Annotated in this window: 20 protein-coding genes, 1 pseudogene and 2 other annotated features; of the genes and pseudogenes, 15 read left to right on the plus strand and 6 right to left on the minus strand. The window is 29.4% G+C overall.

Annotated elements, in window-relative coordinates; genetic code table 11:
• Nucleotides 1-80 precede the first annotated feature (80 nt).
• The 4 genes and pseudogenes from AC4PG3_RS05160 to AC4PG3_RS05175 all read left to right on the plus strand — a co-directional run.
• The gene (locus AC4PG3_RS05160; protein WP_492197996.1) at nucleotides 81-518 is read left to right on the plus strand and encodes a general stress protein; all 438 of its coding nucleotides are present in this window, start codon (nucleotides 81-83) and stop codon (nucleotides 516-518) included.
• 91 nt (nucleotides 519-609) lie between these two features.
• A complete protein-coding gene (locus AC4PG3_RS05165) occupies nucleotides 610-1,092 on the plus strand; it encodes an AI-2E family transporter (RefSeq protein WP_492197997.1) in 483 nt (160 codons plus the stop codon).
• 4 nt (nucleotides 1,093-1,096) lie between these two features.
• Nucleotides 1,097-1,690 carry an HD domain-containing protein gene (locus AC4PG3_RS05170; protein ID WP_492197998.1) on the plus strand — a complete coding sequence of 198 codons (594 nt, stop codon included), beginning with the start codon at nucleotides 1,097-1,099 and terminating at the stop codon, nucleotides 1,688-1,690.
• A 62-nt stretch (nucleotides 1,691-1,752) separates the two neighbouring features.
• Nucleotides 1,753-1,962: pseudogene (locus tag AC4PG3_RS05175) on the plus strand (glutaredoxin domain-containing protein); the annotation flags it as partial.
• Between the two features lie 62 nt (nucleotides 1,963-2,024).
• On the opposite strand, the gene AC4PG3_RS05180 reads toward AC4PG3_RS05175, so the two are convergent.
• From AC4PG3_RS05180 to AC4PG3_RS05190, 3 genes are read right to left on the minus strand one after another with little or no spacing between them, the layout of a single operon-like run.
• Nucleotides 2,025-2,786, minus strand: coding sequence for an ABC transporter ATP-binding protein (locus AC4PG3_RS05180; protein ID WP_492197999.1), 762 nt, complete (start codon nucleotides 2,784-2,786; stop codon nucleotides 2,025-2,027).
• A complete protein-coding gene (locus AC4PG3_RS05185) occupies nucleotides 2,773-3,651 on the minus strand; it encodes an ABC transporter permease (protein WP_492198000.1) in 879 nt (292 codons plus the stop codon). Before AC4PG3_RS05185 ends, AC4PG3_RS05180 begins: the two co-directional genes overlap by 14 nt.
• A gap of 26 nt (nucleotides 3,652-3,677) precedes the next feature.
• The gene (locus AC4PG3_RS05190; protein WP_492198001.1) at nucleotides 3,678-4,676 is read right to left on the minus strand and encodes an ABC transporter substrate-binding protein; all 999 of its coding nucleotides are present in this window, start codon (nucleotides 4,674-4,676) and stop codon (nucleotides 3,678-3,680) included.
• Nucleotides 4,677-4,765: 89 nt separating this feature from the next.
• Nucleotides 4,766-5,000: a binding site (T-box leader), on the minus strand.
• Nucleotides 5,001-5,123: 123 nt separating this feature from the next.
• Between AC4PG3_RS05190 and AC4PG3_RS05195 the strand changes: the two genes are divergently transcribed.
• Nucleotides 5,124-5,417 carry a hypothetical protein gene (locus AC4PG3_RS05195; RefSeq protein ID WP_492198002.1) on the plus strand — a complete coding sequence of 98 codons (294 nt, stop codon included), beginning with the start codon at nucleotides 5,124-5,126 and terminating at the stop codon, nucleotides 5,415-5,417.
• 6 nt (nucleotides 5,418-5,423) lie between these two features.
• Here AC4PG3_RS05195 and AC4PG3_RS05200 read toward each other — a convergent pair whose 3' ends face one another.
• Entirely contained in the window at nucleotides 5,424-6,425 is a 1,002-nt protein-coding gene (locus AC4PG3_RS05200) for an ABC transporter substrate-binding protein (protein ID WP_492198003.1), read from the minus strand.
• Between the two features lie 89 nt (nucleotides 6,426-6,514).
• Nucleotides 6,515-6,745 (minus strand) — a binding site (T-box leader).
• Between the two features lie 131 nt (nucleotides 6,746-6,876).
• Between AC4PG3_RS05200 and AC4PG3_RS05205 the strand changes: the two genes are divergently transcribed.
• The 8 genes from AC4PG3_RS05205 to AC4PG3_RS05240 all read left to right on the plus strand — a co-directional run bounded on the left by AC4PG3_RS05205 (nucleotide 6,877) and on the right by AC4PG3_RS05240 (nucleotide 18,131).
• The gene (locus tag AC4PG3_RS05205) at nucleotides 6,877-8,217 is read left to right on the plus strand and encodes an ISNCY family transposase (protein ID WP_492196949.1); all 1,341 of its coding nucleotides are present in this window, start codon (nucleotides 6,877-6,879) and stop codon (nucleotides 8,215-8,217) included.
• Nucleotides 8,218-8,766: 549 nt separating this feature from the next.
• Nucleotides 8,767-9,510, plus strand: coding sequence for a hypothetical protein (locus AC4PG3_RS05210; protein ID WP_492198004.1), 744 nt, complete (start codon nucleotides 8,767-8,769; stop codon nucleotides 9,508-9,510).
• A 218-nt stretch (nucleotides 9,511-9,728) separates the two neighbouring features.
• Entirely contained in the window at nucleotides 9,729-11,063 is a 1,335-nt protein-coding gene (locus AC4PG3_RS05215; protein ID WP_492198005.1) for an amidohydrolase, read from the plus strand.
• A 69-nt stretch (nucleotides 11,064-11,132) separates the two neighbouring features.
• Nucleotides 11,133-12,491 carry a DUF3100 domain-containing protein gene (locus tag AC4PG3_RS05220; protein ID WP_492198006.1) on the plus strand — a complete coding sequence of 453 codons (1,359 nt, stop codon included), beginning with the start codon at nucleotides 11,133-11,135 and terminating at the stop codon, nucleotides 12,489-12,491.
• Between the two features lie 108 nt (nucleotides 12,492-12,599).
• The gene (locus AC4PG3_RS05225; protein WP_492198007.1) at nucleotides 12,600-13,865 is read left to right on the plus strand and encodes an MFS transporter; all 1,266 of its coding nucleotides are present in this window, start codon (nucleotides 12,600-12,602) and stop codon (nucleotides 13,863-13,865) included.
• Between the two features lie 123 nt (nucleotides 13,866-13,988).
• On the plus strand, nucleotides 13,989-15,380 hold the full coding sequence (locus AC4PG3_RS05230; protein ID WP_492196315.1) for an ISLre2 family transposase: 1,392 nt from the start codon (nucleotides 13,989-13,991) through the stop codon (nucleotides 15,378-15,380).
• A 301-nt stretch (nucleotides 15,381-15,681) separates the two neighbouring features.
• Nucleotides 15,682-16,221, plus strand: coding sequence for a DUF5698 domain-containing protein (locus AC4PG3_RS05235; RefSeq protein ID WP_492198008.1), 540 nt, complete (start codon nucleotides 15,682-15,684; stop codon nucleotides 16,219-16,221).
• Nucleotides 16,222-16,403: 182 nt separating this feature from the next.
• Nucleotides 16,404-18,131 carry an ABC transporter ATP-binding protein gene (locus AC4PG3_RS05240; RefSeq protein ID WP_492198009.1) on the plus strand — a complete coding sequence of 576 codons (1,728 nt, stop codon included), beginning with the start codon at nucleotides 16,404-16,406 and terminating at the stop codon, nucleotides 18,129-18,131.
• Nucleotides 18,132-18,243: 112 nt separating this feature from the next.
• Here the strand turns inward: AC4PG3_RS05240 and AC4PG3_RS05245 are convergent, their stop codons facing one another.
• Nucleotides 18,244-19,170: a TDT family transporter gene (locus AC4PG3_RS05245; protein ID WP_492198010.1), complete on the minus strand. Its 927-nt coding sequence runs from the start codon at nucleotides 19,168-19,170 to the stop codon at nucleotides 18,244-18,246.
• 14 nt (nucleotides 19,171-19,184) lie between these two features.
• The gene (locus tag AC4PG3_RS05250; protein ID WP_492198011.1) at nucleotides 19,185-19,655 is read right to left on the minus strand and encodes a C-GCAxxG-C-C family (seleno)protein; all 471 of its coding nucleotides are present in this window, start codon (nucleotides 19,653-19,655) and stop codon (nucleotides 19,185-19,187) included.
• Between the two features lie 506 nt (nucleotides 19,656-20,161).
• Between AC4PG3_RS05250 and AC4PG3_RS05255 the strand changes: the two genes are divergently transcribed.
• Nucleotides 20,162-20,842 carry a response regulator transcription factor gene (locus tag AC4PG3_RS05255; protein WP_492198012.1) on the plus strand — a complete coding sequence of 227 codons (681 nt, stop codon included), beginning with the start codon at nucleotides 20,162-20,164 and terminating at the stop codon, nucleotides 20,840-20,842.
• Nucleotides 20,843-21,844 carry a sensor histidine kinase gene (locus tag AC4PG3_RS05260; protein WP_492198013.1) on the plus strand — a complete coding sequence of 334 codons (1,002 nt, stop codon included), beginning with the start codon at nucleotides 20,843-20,845 and terminating at the stop codon, nucleotides 21,842-21,844.
• Nucleotides 21,845-21,918 lie beyond the last annotated feature (74 nt).

A 21,918-nucleotide genomic window follows, 5' to 3' on the forward strand; every position in this document is an offset into this window, starting at 1 on the left:
AAAAACATATATCTCTCAATGTTTATGGGATAATATATGGGGTAAAATTATATTAAAATATAAGAAAAGGAGTGTTAAAGTTGAAGTCTAAAACTATAGAAATTTATTATGACGAGTATCAGGTAATAGAAAGAGTAAATCAATTAAAAGATTTAGACTATAGTGATGAGGATATGTATATTATAGTAAATAATAGTGAAGATTATGATATAGAAGAATTAGAGGATATAACTGATGTGGAAGTGAAAGACGAAGAGACTACATTAGATGCTTTTAAAAATTTAATCATAGGTAGTGAATCACTCCTTGATATATTTGCTGAATTAGATTTAGATGAAGAAGACAGAGATTTGTACTATAGAAGCCTTGAAAACGGAGATATACTTTTGTATGTGGATCACAAATATGACATTGGTGAAGAAGTAGAGGATATAGAAGGAGACTCATATCTAGAGGAATTATATGATGATATAGAAGATGATGAGGATAATATAGAAGATGATGAATATATAGATTAGATAAAGATACCTTAAGGTATCTTTAATCAATTAAATGAACTTATAAATTTATTATTTATAATAAACTTAAATACAATATTAGGAGAATACAATGAAGGATAAGAATAATATTTTAAATCAAATAATAAAGGATACAGGCAAGGGAATAAGAGGATATATCAAAGCTCAGTTGACCTTAATGTTTATAACATTTATAATTCTTAGTATAGGTTTTAATATAATAGATATCAGATTTAGTATATTAATAGCTCTAGCTATATCAGCCCTAGATATTTTACCTGTTATTGGGTCCGGTATTGTAATGCTTCCTTGGGCTTTAATTAATTTTATTTTAGGAAATATAGAATTAGCCAAAGGATTAGCTATTTTATATGTGATATTACTTATAGCTAGACAAATCATTGAGCCATATGTATTGGGGAAGAATATAGGAGTTAGACCATTATATACATTTATAGCTACTATATTAGGGTCTATTATATTTGGACCCATGGGAATTATAATAGGTCCTCTAGTAGCTGTGATAATTACTTCAATTTTAAGATCTAAGGATAATTATAAAAACAGGAGATGATCATTTGATTAGTGAAAGACTTAAAAAAGACATAGAATTTATTGTGGAATTAGATAGGATGAAGACTATTCTAAGACAGACTAGTATTATAGGAAAAGACCAAAGAGAAGATGATGCACAGCATTCTTGGCATATATCACTTATGGCAATGGTATTATATGAATATGCAAATAAGGAAGTAGATACTTTTAAAGTAATAAAGATGCTTTTAACCCATGATTTAGTAGAACTCTATGCAGGAGATACTTTTTGCTATGATAAAGTGGGAAATAGTGATAAGAGGGAGAGAGAGTTAGAAGCGGCTAAAAAGATTTATGGTATGCTAGATGAGGACAAGGGCAAAGAGTTAAGAGCTCTTTGGGATGAATTTGAAGAGAGGAAGACGCCAGAAGCCTTGTTTGCTGTAAGTATGGATAGGATACAACCTATGCTTAGTAATTACTATAATGAAGGTGGAACTTGGAAAAAATATGAAGTTTCCAAATCAGATATTTATAAGAGAATTTCTCCAGTTGAAAAATCTTCAGATGAACTTTGGGAATTTATGACAAACTTAATAGAAGATGCTAGAAATAGAAATTTAATAGTCAAAGATTAAGAAAGGAAGATATAATGAAAAATATAATAATGTTTGGAAGTGGAAATTGACCGAATTGTAAACCAGCGAAAGAGTTTCTTTCACAAAAGGGAGTAGAGTTTGAGTATATCAATATAGATGAAAGTATAAAGAATTTAAAAATGTTTATCAATGTAAGGGAAAAGTTTGATGCATTTGATAAGATAAGAGAAGAAAATAGGGTAGGCTTACCCTGTATCGTAGTAAATGAAGGAGAAAGAATCATATTTGATCCTAAAGAATTAGACTTATAAAAATCCGATATTCAGTAAAAAAAGAGACTGGCTTCAATATTAAATTGAGCTCAGTCTCTTTTTTATGCAGCTATATTAAGCTTTTCTCTATAAATTCTCATAAGTTCTTCTTCCGTTACATCTTTACTTGGTTTATCTAGTACCACCTGACCCTTATCAAGCATGATTATTCTATCTGAATATTCTACTGCATCTCTCATATTGTGAGAGATCATTATAGTGGTGATTTTATGTTTTTTTATTAAATTTCTTGTCTTTTCCATTACTACATGGGAAGTCTTAGGATCAAGAGCAGCAGTATGTTCATCAAGTAATAATAGGTCAGGTAATTTCATAGTAGCCATTAAGAGGGATAGAGATTGTCTTTGACCTCCAGATAGATACTTTACCTTTGTCTTTAGTTGATTTTCAAGGCCTAGGTCTAAATCTTTTAGAAGTTCTATAAATTGGGGGATCCTTGATTTCTTCAGCAATCTTTTTAATGTAAATTTTTCTCCCTTTTTATCTCCTAAGCTCATATTTTCTAAAATAGTAAGGGAAGGGGAGACGCCAAATGATGGATTTTGATATACTCTTCCAATATATTTTGATCTTTTTTCTTCTTTTAAATTAGATATGTCTTTTCCGTTTAAGATTAAATTTAGATTATCAGCTTCAATACTACCACCAATTATATTTAAAAGAGTACTTTTACCACATCCATTAGGTCCTATTATAGCTGTACATTTATTTTTCTCTATTTCCAAATTAAAATTATTAAATACATTTATTTCATTTTCAGTATTAGAATTATAATTTTTAGTTAAATTTTTAATTTGTAGCATTTTTCTTCCCATCCTTTCTATTTTTGTTTCCAAATATATTTGGAGCAAAATTATTATAAGATATGAATACTATTACTATAATTGCACTTATTGCTTTTAAATCTGTAGGTTCTAGACCTAAATCTATTGCTATACCGCCTATTAATTTATATATAATAGCTCCTATTATTGCTCTAGTTGTATTTTTTATAAAACTTGAATTTTTCATAAAAGTGTCACCTATTATAATAGATGCAAGAGCAACGACTACAATAGAATTACCCATGGTAATATCTGCAAACCCATTATATTGAGCCATCAAAGCACCACTTAAACTTACTAGTCCGTTAGCTATCATAAGACCCATTATCTTGAATTTATTACTACTTGCTCCAAGAGATTTTACAAGGGATTCACTATCTCCAGTGGCAATCAGAAGGTAACCCATTTCTGTTTTTAAAAATAAGTCTAATATTATCTTTACTATTAAAACTATTATTACTAATATCAATAGAGTAGGACCAAATTCAAATATGGATGTATAGTTAAATAGGGGAAAGTTGGCCTTACCATTAATCCTTAAGTTTACAGAATATAGTGTAGTCATGGTTAAAATACCAGCTAGTAAAGGTTTTATTTTTAGTTTTGTAAATAATATTGAGGTAAATAATCCACCGATAGAGCCAAAGAAGAAAGCAGCTAAAGTGCTTTCTATTGGGCCCCATCCTTGGGATATAAATCTTGCAAATATAAAGGCCCCAAGGGGAAAAGTTCCTTCTACTGAGAGATCTGCTATATCAAGTATTTTATAGGTAATAAATACTCCCATTGCTAAAATTCCAAATATCAGTCCTTGTTCTATAGAAGTAAGGATTAATGCATTCATTTTCTAACACTCCAGTCTTTATTTCATTATTTCATTTCTGCGTTTTTAAATATATCTAAATTAGGATCTAAATTTAATTCTTTTAAAGTTTTTTCATTTACTGAGATAATAGTCGTATCTGCCAGTTCAACAGGAATTTCAGATACAGGCTTTTTATTTACTAATATTTCATGAGCCATTTTTGCGGTTTGCTTTCCAAGTTCATAATAGCTTAAACCATTTGAAATTAAGAGACCACCATTTACTTGACCTTCTTCAGCAGATACTGAAATCATTCCATTTTCAACAAGCTTTGAAGATACTAACTCTACACTTGAAGCTATCATATTGTCTGTAAGTGCATATAGTGCATCTACCTTAGATAGTAAAGAATCAAGGGCTTGAGGGATTTCATTTACATTTGATACTCCCATTGTTACAACCTCTAATCCTTCATTTGGTGCAAGTTTTTTTATCTCTTCAATTTGAATTTCAGAATTAGGTTCACTTGTATTATATAAAATTCCTATTTTTTCTATACTAGGATCAATTGCCTTAAACATCTTTAGTTGAGATTCAGTAGGTGCCATATCACTAGTCCCTGTTACATTTCCTCCAACAGTAGCCCAAGACTTAACTATTTCAGATTCTACAGGATCAGTTACTGCACTAAATAATATAGGAATATCAGTTGTAGCTTGCTTTGCACTTTGAGCAGCCGGTGTAGCAATTGCATATATTAAGTCTACTTCATCCTTTACAAACTTTTGAGCTATACTTATAGAATTAGGAATATCTCCCTGAGCATTTTGATAAACTACTTTAGCGTCAATTCCAAGTTCTTTTAAGCCATCTTCAAATCCAAGTCGTGCATTATCAAGAGAAACATGCTCTACTAATTGACTTACACCTATCACATATTTTTCTTGGGAGTTAGCTTCAATATTTTTATCATTTGCATCTGCAACCTTTGAATCTTGACTACAAGCCACTAAATTTAAAACAATTACAATCATTAATCCAACTAACAAAATCTTCTTTTTCATAATTATTCCTCCTAATTTTTATTGTTGATTGAATGTATTAGAGAAATAAAAAAATCTCTCGTCCTACAAATATAGCTAAAAGCTACACTTATAGGGACGAAAGATTTATATCCGTGGTACCACCCTAATTATGACAAAGTCATCACTCAATCAGACCTAACAGTCTTATCCCTTGTAACGATGGGCTTTCGGATTCATCTACTTGAAATCTTTAAACGAATCTGCTTAGGAGTGAATATTATATATCCTCTTGATGTTGGCTCTCACCATTTCCAACTCTCTGAGATCAAGTCAAGATATTTTTCTCTCCATCAAAGCATTTATTTATTATAATACATAGTATTACTTTAACGGAGAAATGTCAACCTTTTTTTAAAATAAATATTAGGAAAATTTAGAAATAATATTTATTTCTTTGGGTATATTATTTTAAAAGGTGGTGTATTTATGAGTATAGCAGCAAATAATAATTTAATTGTATTAGGACTTATAGTATTTATTGTTTTAATTATAATCCAAGTTTTTTTATCCACTAGAAAAAATATGGTTACAGGACTTATTATGCCTTTGATTTTTTTAATCACAGTAGGATATAATTTTTACATAGAAAGATTTACAGATAATCCATATCCTACTATGAAAAGCGGCATATATCAAACTCTAGGATTTAGCGGATTTTTAGTATCTTTAGTTATACTTTTTATTAGTAGAATGCTAATAAAAAGATATAGAAAAAATTGATACTTATTAATCTATAATATTGGCATTTTTAAAAATCTCTAAATCAGAGTTTATACCTAAAGACTCTAATGTCTTCATATTTAAAGTTGTAACAGGATTTTCACCAGTACCAACTGGAATCTCAGATACAGGCTTTTTATCTACTAATATTTCTTTAGCCATATTTGCAGTTTGCTTTCCAAGTTCAAAATAGCTTATACCATTTGCAATCAAAGCTCCATTTTTTACATGAGAATCTTCTGCTGACACTGTTATTATTCCATTTTCAGTGGCTATTCTAGATATAAGTTCCATAGAAGAGGCTACCATATTATCTGTAATATTGTATAGTGCATCTACTTTTTTTACTATTGATTCCATAGCTTGAGGTACCTCATTTATATTACTCAATCCAATTGTAAGTACTTCTAAACCTTCATTAGCTGCAATTTCTTCAGCCTTTTTTATTTGAATTTCAGAATTGCCTTCGCCAGTATTAAATAGAATTCCTATGGTATTTATTTCTGGATCTATTTTTTTAAACATCTTTATCTGCTCTTCCATAGGCGCCATATCACTAGTCCCTGTTACATTTCCACCAACATTGTCCCAAGATTCAACTACTCCAGATTTTACAGGATCAGTTACTGCACTAAATAATATAGGAATATCACTAGTAGCTTGTTTTGCACTTTGAGCAGCAGGTGTGGCAATTGCATATATTAAGTCTACTTCATCCTTTACAAACTTTTGAGCGATGCTTATAGTGTTTGGGATATCACCTTGGGCATTTTGATAAACTATTTCAGAATCTATGCCAAGTTCTTTTAAACCTTCTTCAAATCCAAGTCTTGCATCGTCTAGGGCAGGATGCTCAGCCAATTGACTTATTGCGATTACAAATTTTTCTTGAGAATTATCTTGGGTATTTTTATCATTTGTATCTGCAACCTTTGAATCTTGACTACAAGCTACTAAATTTAAAACAATTACAATCATTAATCCAACTAACAAAATCTTCTTTTTCATAATTATTCCTCCTAATTTTTATTGTTGATTGAATGTATTAGAGAAATAAAAAAATCTCTCGTCCTACAAATATAGCTAAAAGCTACACTTATAGGGACGAAAGATTTATATCCGTGGTACCACCCTAATTATGACAAAGTCATCACTCAATCAGACCTAACAGTCTTATCCCCTATAACGATGGGCTTTCGGATTTCTCTACTTTAATTTCAAGAAAACAGCTTAGGAGTGTATATACGATATCTTATTATAGTTGGATTTCACCTGTCCCAACTCTCTGAGTATAATTCAGACATCCTTCTCTCCTGCAATGCTTTTATGTGTTGAGTAGTATCTTAATACTTTTAAAGATAATTGTCAATACCTTTTTTAAAAAATGTAGTTATTCTATGATAATGTCATATTAAAATTATTCTGATAAAATGTCAGTATGAGAAAGGAAATATTTAATATGACACAAAAAGAAATCTCTAGGCTTAGAGTCATCAATCAAACTATTGATGAAGTATTAACTATTCGTGAAGCTGCTGAACTTTTGAACTTAAGTGAACGGCAAGTATTAAGGTTAAAGAAGGGAGTTAAGAGTGAAGGACCTGGGTTCATTATCCATAAAAATAGAGGTAGAAAGCCAAAGCATGCTACAACGGATGATATTAAGAATTTAATTGTTAAACTGAAACAAACAAAGTACAAAGAAGCTAATTTTAATCATTTTCATGAGTTAATAGAAGAACATGAAAGTATAATAATTAGTTATCCTACTGTGCATAGAATTTTAACTAAGGCTGGTATTAAAAGCCCTAAAAAACATCGTAAGCGAAGGGTTCACTATCGCAGAAAAAGAAAACCTCAAAAAGGAATGTTGGTTCAAATTGATGCTTCGCCACATAAGTGGATTATTGGTGGTGATTCTTTTGATATTCATGGTGCTATTGATGATGCTACTGGCGAAATTCTAGCTCTTTATTTTACTCCTAATGAGTGTATGGAAGGGTATTTTGAGATAGTTAGACAAATAGTTTCTAATCATGGTATTCCTACTAGTCTTTATTGCGATCGTCATGCAGTATTTGTGCCTCGTAATTATGATAAATTATCTATTGAGGATCAATTAGAAGGAAAAACTGTTAATTTAACTCAGTTTGGTAGGGCTATGGAGGAGTTAGGTATTAATACTATCAAGGCATATTCTCCACAAGCTAAGGGCCGAATTGAAAGGCTATGGGGTACTCTTCAAAGTAGATTACCTGTAGAATTTAAAATACATGGTATTAAAACTATTGAACAGGCTAATTCTTTTTTATCTGAGTTTATGATTAAGTACAACAAAAAATTTGGGGTTTCTCCTGAAGATAGTACTTCTGCATTTAGAAGTTTAGATTCTAGTATTAATCTTGATTATATTCTTTGTATTAAACAAGAGCGCACTATTATTGAAGGTTCTGCTTTTTCTTATGGTGGAAAGTATTATCAAATTGTGAAAAATGATAAAAAATCTAGTGCATTACCAAAAGCTAAATTAACCGTTTTGACTAGCGATAAAATTGGAGTGAAAGCTATGTATTCAGGTCTAGTTTACGATACAAGAGAGTTGAAGGAACGACCTAAAAAGGCAATTTCTCATCATCCTAAGGAAAAGATTTGTAAAGCTAAACCATCTAAAAATCATCCTTGGAGGGTAGATTTAGATAAAAAAACCATACCCTATAGAGAGAACAGTCTGTATGAACCAGATACAGAGATCGATGAGATCTTAAAAGGATTGTTCAACTCCACTAGGGCATGGGGGTAAAGAGATTTACTCTTTAGAATATCATACTTCATTTTAAGGCTCTTTTTCAAGGGTTTATTTTCTTATGCCTATTTTAAATTGGAAATTCATAAATACAAGTATTTAATCGTTTATGCCGCGAAAGCCTATTGATATGGGGTAGACCCCTCTGGTAAAATCTTGAGGCGGAAATACCGACTGCTACAGATTATTTTCGACATAGATGGGTGTCCAGAGGGGTTAGGGGCCCCATGTCAATAGGAGCGTGGAATAAATGCGATTCTTCTAAATACTAATAGTGACATTTTCATTGAATAAAGCTTTATACTTTTAGGTGACATTTTCACTGACTATTGACATACCTTTTTTAAAAAATGTAGTTATTCTATGATAATGTCATATTAAAATTATTCTGATAAAATGTCAGTATGAGAAAGGAAATATTTAATATGACACAAAAAGAAATCTCTGGACTTAGAGTCTACAGGAGCATACAATTGGAGTTAAAGGATAATTTTAAAATTGGGAAATAAGAAAATGGGTACATATAATATAAGGTAGGTGATTAAAATGTTTAAAAAGATTTTCACAAGTATTATGCTAATCTTATTATTTTCTGCTCCTTTAGTATCCTGTAGTAAAGCTAATGATGATGGGAATATTCAAACAGATTTACAAGATGCTCAGGATAAAATAAAAATTTTAAATGAACAATACAATGATGCTGAAAAAAGAAATAAGGCATTAGAAAAAGAAAAGGAAGAACTAGAAAAGCAAATAAAAAATTTAGAAGGTTCTAATCATACAGGTACATCTATTAATCTAGTAGACTTTTCATTAAATGTTATGGAGACCATAAAAAATAATGATATGGATGCTTTATCTTCCTATGTTCATCCTAGTAAGGGACTTAGATTTACTCCATACTCATATATAGATATTCAAAATGACAAAGTGTTTACTCCTGAAGAAGTAGCAGGATTAAATGAAAACAATACTGTGTATAATTGGGGTCATTATGATGGAATTGGAGATCCTATAGATTTAAAATTCTCTGATTACTATAATGAATTTGTCTATAATCAAGATTTTTTAAATTCCCATATGATAGGAAATGATATAGCTATAGGTACTGGAAACTCTTTAGATAATGTAAATGATGTATATCCCAATGGGAGCTTTGTAGAGTATCATTTTACAGGATTTGATTCTCAATTTTCAGGTATAGACTGGGAAAGTCTAACTTTGGTGTTTGAAGAAGAAAATGGGGATTGGTATTTAGTAGGTATAATTCACGAACAATGGACAATTTAAAAATAAATGGGGAGAAATAAAACATGCTATAGTAGGTGGCCTTTTGCATTGGATAATGCCATAAGCAAAGAGTCAACTAGCATAAAATGATGGTAAGAGTAGTTTAAACTACTCTTATCATCTTTTTTTATGCTAGAGTTATATTTATCCTGGTAATATTATTTAATGAAAACTCATATGGTTTAAAAAGGGAAAAAATTAGATAGGGGGATATTATTATGAAAAAGACGAAACAAGAGTTAAAAAAAATGGCAATTGATGCTATTGATAAAAGAAGTGAAGAAATATTTGCTATAGGTGATTCTATTTATAATGAGCCTGAATTAGGTTATAAGGAATTTAAAACAGCGGAAAAAGTTAGACAAGCATTTGAATCTATGGGTATACCATATGAGGATAAAATTGCTATTACTGGGCTGAAAGGACTTATTAAAGGGAAAAAATCTAAATACAATGTTGCTATAATGGGAGAATTAGATTCAGTAGTATCCGCAAAACATCCCCATAGTGATCCCAAAACAGGAGCTGCACATTGTTGCGGACATAATTGCATGATTGCTGGAATTATTGGAGTTGCTTATGCTTTAAAAGATACAAATATAATGGAAAGTCTAGCTGGAGATGTTACTATAATGGCTATTCCTGCAGAGGAATTCGTTGAAATAGGATATAGAAATGAACTAATTAATAAAGGAGAAATTAGTTTCTTAGGAGGGAAACAAGAATTTATTAAATTAGGGGCTTTTGATGACATAGACATAGCTTTAATGCAGCATACATTTTCTAGTGAAGAAGAGGGGAATACAATTAAGGCTGCTGCTGGAGATTCTGGGAACGGATTTATTGGACAAGAAATTCAATTTATTGGGAAAGAGTCCCATGCAGGTGGCGCTCCACATGAGGGAATAAATGCATTAAATGCAGCTACTATTGCTTTAACAGCTATTAATGCCCAAAGAGAAACTTTTAAAGAAGAAGATTATATAAGAGTTCATCCAATTATAACTAAGGGAGGAGATCTAGTAAATGTAATTCCAGCTGATGTTCGATTGGAAAACTATATTAGAGGATCTAGTGTAGAAGCTATATTAAATGCTACAGAAAAAGTAACTCGATCTTGGCATGCAGGGGCAGATGCAATTGGTGCCAAATGTATTGTAAATTCACTTCCAGGTTATTTTCCAATTAAACCAGATAAAAATTTACAAGAGATTATGTATCAAAACTTAATTCTACTATTTGGTAATGAGCAGGTTATAAAGAATGGCAAGCATGGATGTGGTAGTTCAGATGTTGGGGATGTTTCTAGCATTATTCCTACATTACAGGGGAGAATTGGTGGAGCTTCTGGCAACTTCCATTCAGATGATTATCGACTGGTAGATAGAAATATTGCTTATCTAGGGGCAGCTAAAGCTCTGGCATTAAGTGTAATTGATTTATTATATGAGGATGGAGAAGTAGCTGAAAAAGTAATTGAAGAATTTGTCCCAGTATATACTAAAGAACAATATTTAGAGGAATGGGGAAGAGTAGGAGAAAAGTTTAGATAAAAAATACAACAATATACTTAGAGTAACAATCAAAAACTGATTTGAACATACTAAATGAGGAGGATTGAAATGAAACAAAAAAGTTTATTTTATGATTTTAAAATTCACATTATCTGCTTTATTTTAGTTGTAATTTCAGATTTTATTGGTATTAGACCCGTTGTTTTAGGACCGATTAAGTTTTCATTGTTACCAATGCTATATGCTTTAATCCTTGGGATCATGCTCTCACAAATTAAATTTTTAAAAATATTAAATCGTCAGGATATGGAAATAGCATCACCTTATATAGGAATTAGTGTAATGTACTTAACTGCTTATATGGGAAGCACTATTGGACCTAATCTTAGTTTAGTTGCTACTGCAGGGCCTGCTTTAATTCTTCAGGAGCTGGGGAATTTGGGAACAATATTTGTCTCAATGACAATTGCAGTTTTAATATTTAAAATGGACAGAACTTGTATTGGAAGTACATTTTCTACATCAAGAGAAGGTTCATTAGCAATTATAGGCGACTTATATGGACTTGATAGTCCTGAGGGAAGAGGAGTAATGGGTTCTTATATAACAGGAACATTATTAGGAACCATATTCAATGGGATTTTAGCATCTTTATTTTTAAATATTTCTTGGTTTCTTCCAGAGGCTTTAGCAATGGCTAGTGGTACTGGTTCTGCATCTATGATGAGTGCTGCAATTGCACCAGTTGTAGAAGCTTTCCCTGAAAAGGCAGATGCTTTAACAGCTCTTTCTGCATCAAGTCAAGTATTAACTAGTATTGATGGAATGTATATGTCCTTATTTGTAGCAATTCCTCTTACTGAATGGATGTATAGAAGGTTTAAAGGTAGAGATACTGTTGAAGCAGAAATAAATATAAAAACTAAAGAAACTGAGGTAAATAGACAGAGTATAGAAAATTCTGATTTAGACATACGAAAAGTAGAGATTACAAGAGAACATAGATGGGTGACTAGAATTAAAGTACTTATTTATTCGGGGATATTTGCTTTAATTGCAAATTGGTTAAGCTCTTTAAGGAAAGATACTATTGTAACTCCTATTGAAGCATTACCTGGTATGTTATGGCTTTTCGGAATAGTTATAATTGGAAATATCATAAAAGATTTTTTAGATAAACATAAAATTAAGCTGCCAACTATAATATATATATCTTTATTTGCTACTATTATAAGTATACCAGGTCTATTTCCTACTGCAAATATTATGAATTCAGCAATTAAAAAAATTGGATTATTACCATTATGTACTCCTATTTTAGCATATGCAGGTATTGCTACTGGAAAGGATATGGCAGAATTTAAAAAGCAAGGATTTAAAATTATTATTGTAACACTATTTGCATTAGCAGGTACTTATATTGGCTCTGCAATTATAGCTAATATCGTACTAAAGATAACAGTTTAATATCAAGCTAAGATTATGATATAATTATATATTGAAACAAAAATGATAACACTCATGTATATTTACAAAATAGAATATATATGAGTGTCTTCTTGAGGAGATGCTATTATGAAGAACAGACTTAATAAAAGAAATATTTTTTATGGTTGGATTATAGTAGCTGCTGGTTTTGTTATCATGAGCAGTGCCATGGGTATTGTTTTTAATTGTGCAAGTCTTTTTCTAAAACCAGTCAGTGAAGAACTTGGGTTTACCCGTCAAGAAGTGAATTTAACTATAACCATTAGATTTCTATGTCAAATGATAATAGCATTTTTCTCAGGTAAGATTTTTGCGAAGTATAATATAAAAAGATTAATGCAGATATCAGCTATAGTATTGCCTATATCATATTTTTGTTATTCTTTTTCTAATACATTGATTACATATTATGCTATTACTTTTGTAGTAAGTATTTCTGTTGTACTATTAACTATTTTACCTCTATCTTTAATTATAAGTAACTGGTTTTATGAACGACGGGGTTTTGCTATTGGAGTAACATTCATGGGTAGTGGGGTTGGAGGAATGATTTTTAATTTCTTAGCAGGACTATGGATAACATCATTTGGTTGGCGTACTACTTATCAAATATTAGCAATATTGATTTTTTTTGCTGTAGTTCCATGTGCTTTTTTTCTAATTCATATTCATCCTAGAGATGTTGGCTTGTCTCCATTGGGGGAGACAAGTAAAAATAATATAAAGTGTAGTAAAAGGAAAGAGGAAGGAATGCTGCTTACGGAAGCTATTAAAACCATTCATTTTTGGGCTATATCATTGTGTGCAGTATCAGTATCAATGTGCAATAATACATTAATGATGAATGTTTCTCCACATTTAACTGATATTGGTTATTCTACTAGATTTAGCGCAAATATAGTAGCCATGTCTATGGGATCTCTAGCTATATTTAAAGTAGTATTAGGACAGTTATATGATAAATTAGGTCTACGTAAGGCTACTACTATTTCTTGTCTTGCAACTCTATTTGGACTTGTAGGACTGATTTTTGCCAATTATTATATTGCTTTTATTGTAATAGTCATATGTGTAGGGCTTGGATGTTCATCTGGAACAATGGCAAATCCAATAATTGCCCAAAAGGTATTTGGACGACGGGATTATAGTTCAATATATGGTGTATTAACTGCATTTACTGGTATTGGAGGTATTGTGGCACCTATAATAAATGGTTATATATTTGATACAACAGGAAGTTATAATTTAGGTTTTATAATAATGATTGGATTGATTTCAATAATAACAGGTATTTATCAGCTGATTTTTTCAAAAGAAGTAAAGAAAATAGATAAAGCTGATATAACTATATAAATTTAGGATATCTTAGTGTAAAATTACATTGGGGAAAATAATCAAAAATAAAATAAGAGCATTCCAAGATATGATAGTATATAGGTGTCCAAACCAAATACACATATAAAAGGAGATGCTCTTATGAATACAATTATACAACAAATTGTAGAAAAAATCATTGAAAGTACAAATAAAAACTTAGAAATAGTATTAAAAGAAGGAAAAGGAATATCAGACTTTGCAATAAATATAAAAAATACACTAAATGAAGTAGGAGTAGATCTAGTTTCTGGGGCGTTAGAAGAAATAGATAAAAGGGTAAAAGAAGATATTAATAGAAAACAAGACTGGATTGTAAAAAGTAAAGATAATGTAAAAAGTTTAGGGACAATATTTGGAGAAGTTAAATACAAAAGGACATATTATGAAAATAAGAAAACAGGTGAATACAAATATTTATCAGATGAAATGCTAGGAATAAAAGCACATGATAAGATAGATACATTAATGAAATCAAAGCTTGTAGAAGAATCAATAGATTCCTCTTACAGAAAAAGTGGAATTCAAGCTAGTGACAATCTAGATATAACAGGTCAAACAGTAATGAATACAATTAGAGAACTTGATGTTGTAGAAAACAATGTAATTCCAATAAAGAAAAGAAATAATGAAATAAAGCTTTTATACATTGAAGCTGATGAAGATCATGTAGCTCTTCAAGTAGGTAAATGTATAGAACCAAAGCTTGTTTATGTTCATGAAGGAAGAGAAAAAGTAAGTAAAGATAGATACAGATTGATAAATAAGAGAGTATTTAGTGGAGTATATAAATCAAGTGAAGATCTATGGCTGGAAGTAGCTGATTACATAGATGAAGCTTATGATATGGATAAAATAGAAAAGATATATCTTTCAGGAGATGGTGCAAGCTGGATAAAACAAGGAGTAGGATGGATAAATAAGTCTGTATATGTATTAGATAGATTTCATTTATCCAAGTATGTAAAGAAAGCTACAGCTCATTTACCACATATAACACATCCCCTATGGAATTATATAAATAGATTAGAGATAGAAAATGTTAAAGAGCTTTTTAAAATAATATTAGAAGAAACAGAAACAGATACAAAGAAAGAATCAGTTAAAGATTCAAAGAGATATATTTTAAACAACTGGGAAGGGATTAAAAATCAGTATAACGATGATTATATAGGCTGCAGTGCAGAAGGTCACATAAGTCATATATTATCAGATAGACTAAGTTCTAGACCTCTTGGATGGTGTGAAGTTGGAGTCAATCAAATGTCAAGATTGAGGGCTTTTAAGGCTAACGGTGGAAATGTATATGAACTATTTAATCAGAGAAGAAAACAGCAGTTAAAAAAAGAAAGAATACTAAAATTAGAAAAGAGAAATATTAGTAAAAAAATAATATCTAAAACAGCAAATGAGGTTATTGGTAACATACCTCTATTAGCTGATGGTAGAAATACTGGCTTAAACACTATACTTAAGTCCTTTAGAGGAGCCTAAGTTTAATACATAAATATATGAAGATGCTTTTATTTATAAAACCCAAAGTAACTTGACACTATCTTAGGATATTTATGTAGTTGACAAAAATAAATATATAGTGTATAATTATTCAGTTAGATTAATAGTTTTAAAATAAAAAATGAAATGTTTTGTGTACCACTATGTCTTGAAGGAATTAGATTAGAATCATAAAATTTTAGCATAAATTATTTAAATATAGGACTAATTAATAGCTAACTGCCATAGAATATATATGGTGGTTTTTTAGTGAGTAAAAATAGAAAGGAAGATGTAATGAATGGAAACAAGTATGATAATAGGACTTATTGTCATGTTTTTAGTAACAGCTTTTACTAATATACTATCTACATTAAAGACAATATTGATGTCAAAAAATATTATGAACCCGGTTTATTTATTTGTATTTTTAGATGCTATAATATTTGCAACTATTGTAAGCAAGGTAACAAATTCTGAAGGGATTCAATATACTATAGCTTTCGCACTTGGAAAGACATTAGGAGTATATCTAGGTGGTAAGATCGAAGATAAACTTGCTTTAGGGATATGTGAAGTAGATTTATTTGTAAACGATAGTATAAAAGCAAGAGATATAGCACAAAGAATTAGAGAAACTGGATATACAGTAAATAATTTTTTAGTAGGTGGAAATAATGAAACACAAAGACACCAAATAGAAGTTGTTATAAATAGAAAAGAAATTAAAATTCTGGAAGAGCTTATTAAGGAATTTGATGTATCAAGTCCTACTTTAAAGATTAAGACTTTAAATAAAGTAGATGGTAAAATCACAACTACAAAATTAGAACAAGCTTAAACTTTCCATAAAAGACTAGTCTTTTATGGATATTTTAATTTAAAATATAAACTTAAATTTCAGTTAAAATATAAATACTGTAAATAATTGTAAAAAATGCTATAATTATAGAAATAAAGGGTAGATTTAAAAAGTACATCTTGTAAATTTAAAAAATTATATTAAAGAAAAGGAGAGATCATTTGTTAAAGAGATTTATAGCATATTATAAACCACATAAGAAGTTGTTTTTTATAGATATGTTTTTTGCATTTTTAATATCTATTGCAGATTTAGTTTTCCCAATATTTACTAGGAAAATGATAAATGAAATTATCCCGGAAGGAAGAATGGATTTACTCCTACAGTGGTCATTAATTATGGCAGCTTTATTTTTACTTAGATTTATAAGTTTTTATATAGTTGCATATTGGGGACATTTACTTGGAGTTAAAATAGAAAGGGATATGAGAAGTGATGTTTTTACACATTTACAGACTTTGCCTTTTAGTTATTATGATAAAAATAAGACTGGACACATTATGTCTAGAATAGTAAATGATTTAAGAGATATCACAGAATTAGCACACCATGGACCGGAAGATTTATTTATTTCCCTTGTAATGCTTTTAGGTTCTTTTATAATATTAATGACTATTGAGTGGAGATTAACTTTAATTTTATTTTTATTTATACCTCTTATGTTCATATATGTGATGAATAAGAGAAAAAAGATGTCAGAATCCTTTAGAGAAGTGAGAAAGAAGATAGCAGATGTAAATTCCCAGCTTGAAAATAGTATATCAGGTACTAGAGTTGCAAAGAGCTTTACAAATGAAGAATATGAGATAGAAAAGTTTAACGAGGGAAATTATGCCTTTAGCAATGCAAGAAGAGAAGCCTATAAGGTAATGGCTGAATTCACTTCAGTAATGGGAATTATGACTAATATATTAAATCTTTTAGTAATAAGTATAGGTGGATATTTTGTACATTTAGAAATATTAAATTTTGGAGATTTATTTTCCTTTACCCTATATGTTAACTTTTTTATGCAACCATTAAAGAGACTTACCCAATTTACTGAACAATTTCAGGATGGAATGACAGGATTTAAGAGGTTTTTAGAGATAATGGATACTAAGTCAGATATAGTGGATAAAAAAGATGCTATAGATTTAAAAAATGTGGAAGGAAAAATCGAATTTAAAGATGTATCCTTTAGCTATAGTGATGATGAAGATACTATACTTAGAAATTTAAATATAAGTATAGAACCAGGTAAGACTGTAGCCTTAGTAGGGCCATCAGGTGCGGGAAAAACTACTTTATGTCATTTGATTCCTAGATTTTATGAGACTAAAGAGGGAAGTATATTTATAGATAGAAAAAATATAAAAGATATAAAATTAAAAAGTCTTAGAAGAAATATAGGTTTAGTACAGCAAGATGTGTTTTTATTTACTGGAACAATTAAAGAAAATATACTCTATGGAAATCCATCTGCAAGTGATGAAGAAGTAATAGAAGCAGCTAAAAATGCAAGTATACATGAATTTATAATGTCGCTTCCACAAGACTATGACACATATATTGGAGAAAAGGGAGTTAGACTTTCTGGAGGTCAAAAACAAAGAATTTCTATTTCTAGATTGTTTTTAAAAAATCCTCCAATATTGATTTTAGATGAAGCAACTTCAGCTTTAGATAATGAAACAGAGGTACTAATCCAGAAATCTCTAGAAAATTTATCTAAAGGAAGGACTACTCTAGTAATAGCCCATAGACTATCTACTATAAAAAATGCAGATGAAATAATAGTCCTTACAAAAAAGGGGATAGAAGAAAAAGGATCCCATGAAGAATTATTAAATAAAAAAGGTATATATGAAAAATTATATAATTCACAATTTAAAAACTTAATAGAATAAAATTTAGACTGTGGAATTTCCCACTAGTTTATAAAAAAGCACCTAAAAATCTATATAGATTTTTAGGTGCTTTTAATTATTTATTTTAATATTTTTATGTTTTCAAATATAGTTAATTTAAAACTTTTTTATCATCCCTACTTTTAACAAAAAATAGTAAATATCTTATAGATACATAAATAACTAGAACAATAGCCAATAATTCAGAAATCTGAACTATTATTTTCATAAAATTATATCCATTACTCATCAAAAATTTATGTGATAATTTAAATGCAATGGAGCTTATTACATATGGAAAAGTAAAAGCTGCATATGTTGGATAAAATTTTAATTTTAATAAAGATATCATATTTATAGATACATATATATAATTTATCATAGCAACTGCTAACATTATATATACCATCATAGGGTTTATTTGCTCAAATGCAGACAAATAACCTGCCAAACATAAGCTCATGGGAGCTGTGAATATTGCAATAGTTGGACGTACTGGTTCTGGTATTTTTTTTAATGTATTCATTCTATATATAACAACAGGCAATACTAAAATATATAGAGTTAAACCTACATAAAATAAAACTTGTCCAATCAATCTTTTATCCATAGCTGGAGATGTAACACTTGCTACAACTATACCTACAAATACTACAAACCAGCTTGAAAAAACAGTTTGTAATTTAAAATTCATTACAAATCGCTTTAAAAATAATAACATAATTAGTATATGAGCAAAAATAGCTCCATACCAAATATAAAGTGAAAAACTAATATATGGTTTTATATATACTGATAAAAGCATTAAAGCCATAGTCGATGTTGGGAAAATACTACATACTACGGGATTTTTTAACTCTTCTTTTACACTTTTTGTATCGAATATCAATTTAAGCAAAAACATAAAAAATGTTATTCCAGAAAATACTCCACATATATATCTTATATTTTCCCCATAGGGCAATAATAAATTTCCTAAAGCTGCAAATGCTAATGATAGTCCACTAATAGCTAGGGGAGTGTTTTTTATAAGCTTCATTGATGTATCCCCCCTTATTTAATAATTGATGTGCCTAATTCTCTTAATATAATTTCTGCTGTCTTTGCAGCCATCTCACCTGTAAATGATATACATTGGTTTTTATGTTCTCCACTTGCCATATCCATACCTTTTGTTTGAACACTACAGCATAGTACACGATGATTATTTCTAAAACTTTCTTGAACTTCATTAGCTAATTTTAAACAATTTTGACTTTTAGGATCTGTTGGAGATGATGGTTCAGTTCTACCAAAAAAATACCCCATACATATAACTGCTCCAGAAACAGCTCCACATATACATTTAGATTTTCCTACTCCTACTGGAAAACCTGATGCTGCAGATATTAACTCTTTAGGCATATCTGGCGCTAAATTCTTTCTAATAGATGCCACTACAGCTTCTGAACAATAAAATCCTCCACTCCTAAATAATTCCTCTGCATCAGTTTTTACTTTTTCCACATAACTTTCTTTTAACATTTTACTCCTCCTCAAATTTTATTAGTCAAAGACTATTTTATGATAAATGTCAAAAAGACACTTATTAACTTGAACAGTATTATTTGCAATACAAATATATGCAAATAACTATTCAGTCTCTAAGTGTCTTGATATCCATATGAATATTAGAGGAGAAAGATTTTAGTTATATGCATACTTGTATTTTGCAATTAAGCACACGGCTCTTAAATTTTTCAAATCAAATATTGTACAAACATTTAAATATCATTATATTTACCACCTTGTTTTAAAAATCTATTTGATAGTTTTTTTACTTATTAACTCAACATAACATTTCTCAAATATTATGTTAACACTCATATAATAACAGCAATTAGTATAATAATCAAATGAAAATTTAATAGTAATTTTCAATATTAATTTATTAGGGGGATGGTATGCTTTCAAAAGATTATATATAATAAGAGTAGTTGTTTAGTAGTAATTATGGATATAATATTATCAAATAAAATAAGGATAAGTAGGTGAACAAATTGTATAAAGTTTTAATTGTAGAAGATGATATGGTTATAGCAAAATCTATTGCCAAGTATCTAAGTAAGTGGGACTATAAAGTAAAGTATATTGAAGATTTTAGAAATGTAATTGAAGAATTTACAGATTTTGATCCTCAACTAGTGCTTTTAGATATATCTTTGCCTTTTTACAATGGTTATCATTGGTGTAGTGAAATAAGGAAAATCTCAAAGGTACCTATCATATTTGTTTCTTCTGCCAGTGACAATATGAATATAGTCATGGCAATGGATATTGGGGGCGATGATTTTATTGTTAAACCATTTGATTTAAGTGTTTTAGTTGCAAAGGTAAATGCTTTAATAAGAAGGACTTACTCATTTCAAGGACAAGTACATGTATTAGAAAGAAATGGCGTAGTATTAAATTTAAATGATATTTGTATTACTTATGAAAATAAAAAAATAGAATTGACAAAAAATGACTTTAAAATTTTGCAAATACTTATGGAAAATCCAGGAAAAGTAGTATCTAGAAATGATATTATGACTAGGTTGTGGGAAAGTGATAGCTTTATTGATGACAATACATTAACTGTAAATGTGACAAGGCTTAGGAAAAAGTTAGAAGACATAGGTATTTATGATTTTATTATAACAAAAAAAGGTCTAGGATATTTGGTGAAATAAATGGAAGATAAAAGAAGAATTTTAATTTATTATTTAAAAGAAAAATTTGTATCTATATGGATTTACATAGGATTTGCATTGATTTTTTCTATAGTTTTTTATCTTTATTCACTACCCTTGGAGACGATACTCTATGCTACTTTATTGTGTGGATTTTTTACTTTTATACTTTTTATATATGACTTTTATAAATACTATGAAAAGCATAAGGCTTTATTACATATTAAACACAATATTACAGCAACCCTTTCTAATCTACCAGTGCCTAAAACATTAGAAGAAATAGATTATCAAGATTTAATAACTACTTTGTATAGGGATAAAATAGAATTAATTTCAATTTTAGATAAGCAAAGTACAGAGGTTATAGAATATTTTACTCTATGGACACATCAAATAAAAACTCCTCTATCTGCAGCTAATTTACTATTACAATCTGAGGAAGATAATATTAAAGAAGAATTATCAAATCAACTTTTTGAAATAGAAGAGTATGTAGACATGGCTTTACAGTATCTTAGACTAGAGAGTATGACCTCGGATTTGAAATTAGAAGAATATTGTCTTTTAGATATAGTAAGAAAATCTATAAAGTCCTATGCTAAGATTTTTATATATAAAAAAATAAAGTTAAATCTAGAAGAAATGGATACCAAGGTGATAAGTGATGAAAAATGGCTATTATTTGTATTAAAACAAATTCTTTCTAATTCCCTAAAATATACTTTTAAGGGAGAAATAAGTATATTTATGGAAAAAGAAAAAACATTAGTTATAAAAGATACAGGTATAGGAATTAGTCAGGAAGATGTTCCCAGGATTTTTGAAAGGGGGTTTACAGGATATAATGGAAGGATGAACAAAAAGTCCACAGGCATAGGCTTATATCTTTGTAAAAATGTCTTAGATAAATTAGGTCATAGGATTAATATTTCATCTAAAGTAGGCAAAGGAACTAAGGTTAAAATAGACTTATCTTCTACTGAATTAGAAATAGAATAACATAACTTACAAGAAAGTAAGGTTAGAAAAAGAAATGTAAGCCAAAGTTAAGGCAAAGCATTTCTTTTTTTATT

Source organism: Tissierella sp. QWL-11, from assembly GCF_058683765.1.

Bases quoted from the DNA above. Each gene is read 5' to 3' on its own strand.
- AC4PG3_RS05260 (WP_492198013.1), top strand. From the start codon at position 20,843: ATGGAAGATAAAAGAAGAATTTTAATTTATTATTTAAAAGAAAAATTT.
- AC4PG3_RS05225 (WP_492198007.1), top strand. From the start codon at position 12,600: ATGAAGAACAGACTTAATAAAAGAAATATTTTTTATGGTTGGATTATA.
- AC4PG3_RS05180 (WP_492197999.1), bottom strand. From the start codon at position 2,786: ATGCTACAAATTAAAAATTTAACTAAAAATTATAATTCTAATACTGAA.
- AC4PG3_RS05245 (WP_492198010.1), bottom strand. From the start codon at position 19,170: ATGAAGCTTATAAAAAACACTCCCCTAGCTATTAGTGGACTATCATTA.
- AC4PG3_RS05165 (WP_492197997.1), top strand. From the start codon at position 610: ATGAAGGATAAGAATAATATTTTAAATCAAATAATAAAGGATACAGGC.
- AC4PG3_RS05250 (WP_492198011.1), bottom strand. From the start codon at position 19,655: ATGTTAAAAGAAAGTTATGTGGAAAAAGTAAAAACTGATGCAGAGGAA.
- AC4PG3_RS05205 (WP_492196949.1), top strand. From the start codon at position 6,877: ATGACACAAAAAGAAATCTCTAGGCTTAGAGTCATCAATCAAACTATT.
- AC4PG3_RS05195 (WP_492198002.1), top strand. From the start codon at position 5,124: ATGAGTATAGCAGCAAATAATAATTTAATTGTATTAGGACTTATAGTA.
- AC4PG3_RS05200 (WP_492198003.1), bottom strand. From the start codon at position 6,425: ATGAAAAAGAAGATTTTGTTAGTTGGATTAATGATTGTAATTGTTTTA.
- AC4PG3_RS05190 (WP_492198001.1), bottom strand. From the start codon at position 4,676: ATGAAAAAGAAGATTTTGTTAGTTGGATTAATGATTGTAATTGTTTTA.
- AC4PG3_RS05220 (WP_492198006.1), top strand. From the start codon at position 11,133: ATGAAACAAAAAAGTTTATTTTATGATTTTAAAATTCACATTATCTGC.
- AC4PG3_RS05210 (WP_492198004.1), top strand. From the start codon at position 8,767: ATGTTTAAAAAGATTTTCACAAGTATTATGCTAATCTTATTATTTTCT.
- AC4PG3_RS05215 (WP_492198005.1), top strand. From the start codon at position 9,729: ATGAAAAAGACGAAACAAGAGTTAAAAAAAATGGCAATTGATGCTATT.
- AC4PG3_RS05235 (WP_492198008.1), top strand. From the start codon at position 15,682: ATGGAAACAAGTATGATAATAGGACTTATTGTCATGTTTTTAGTAACA.
- AC4PG3_RS05230 (WP_492196315.1), top strand. From the start codon at position 13,989: ATGAATACAATTATACAACAAATTGTAGAAAAAATCATTGAAAGTACA.
- AC4PG3_RS05185 (WP_492198000.1), bottom strand. From the start codon at position 3,651: ATGAATGCATTAATCCTTACTTCTATAGAACAAGGACTGATATTTGGA.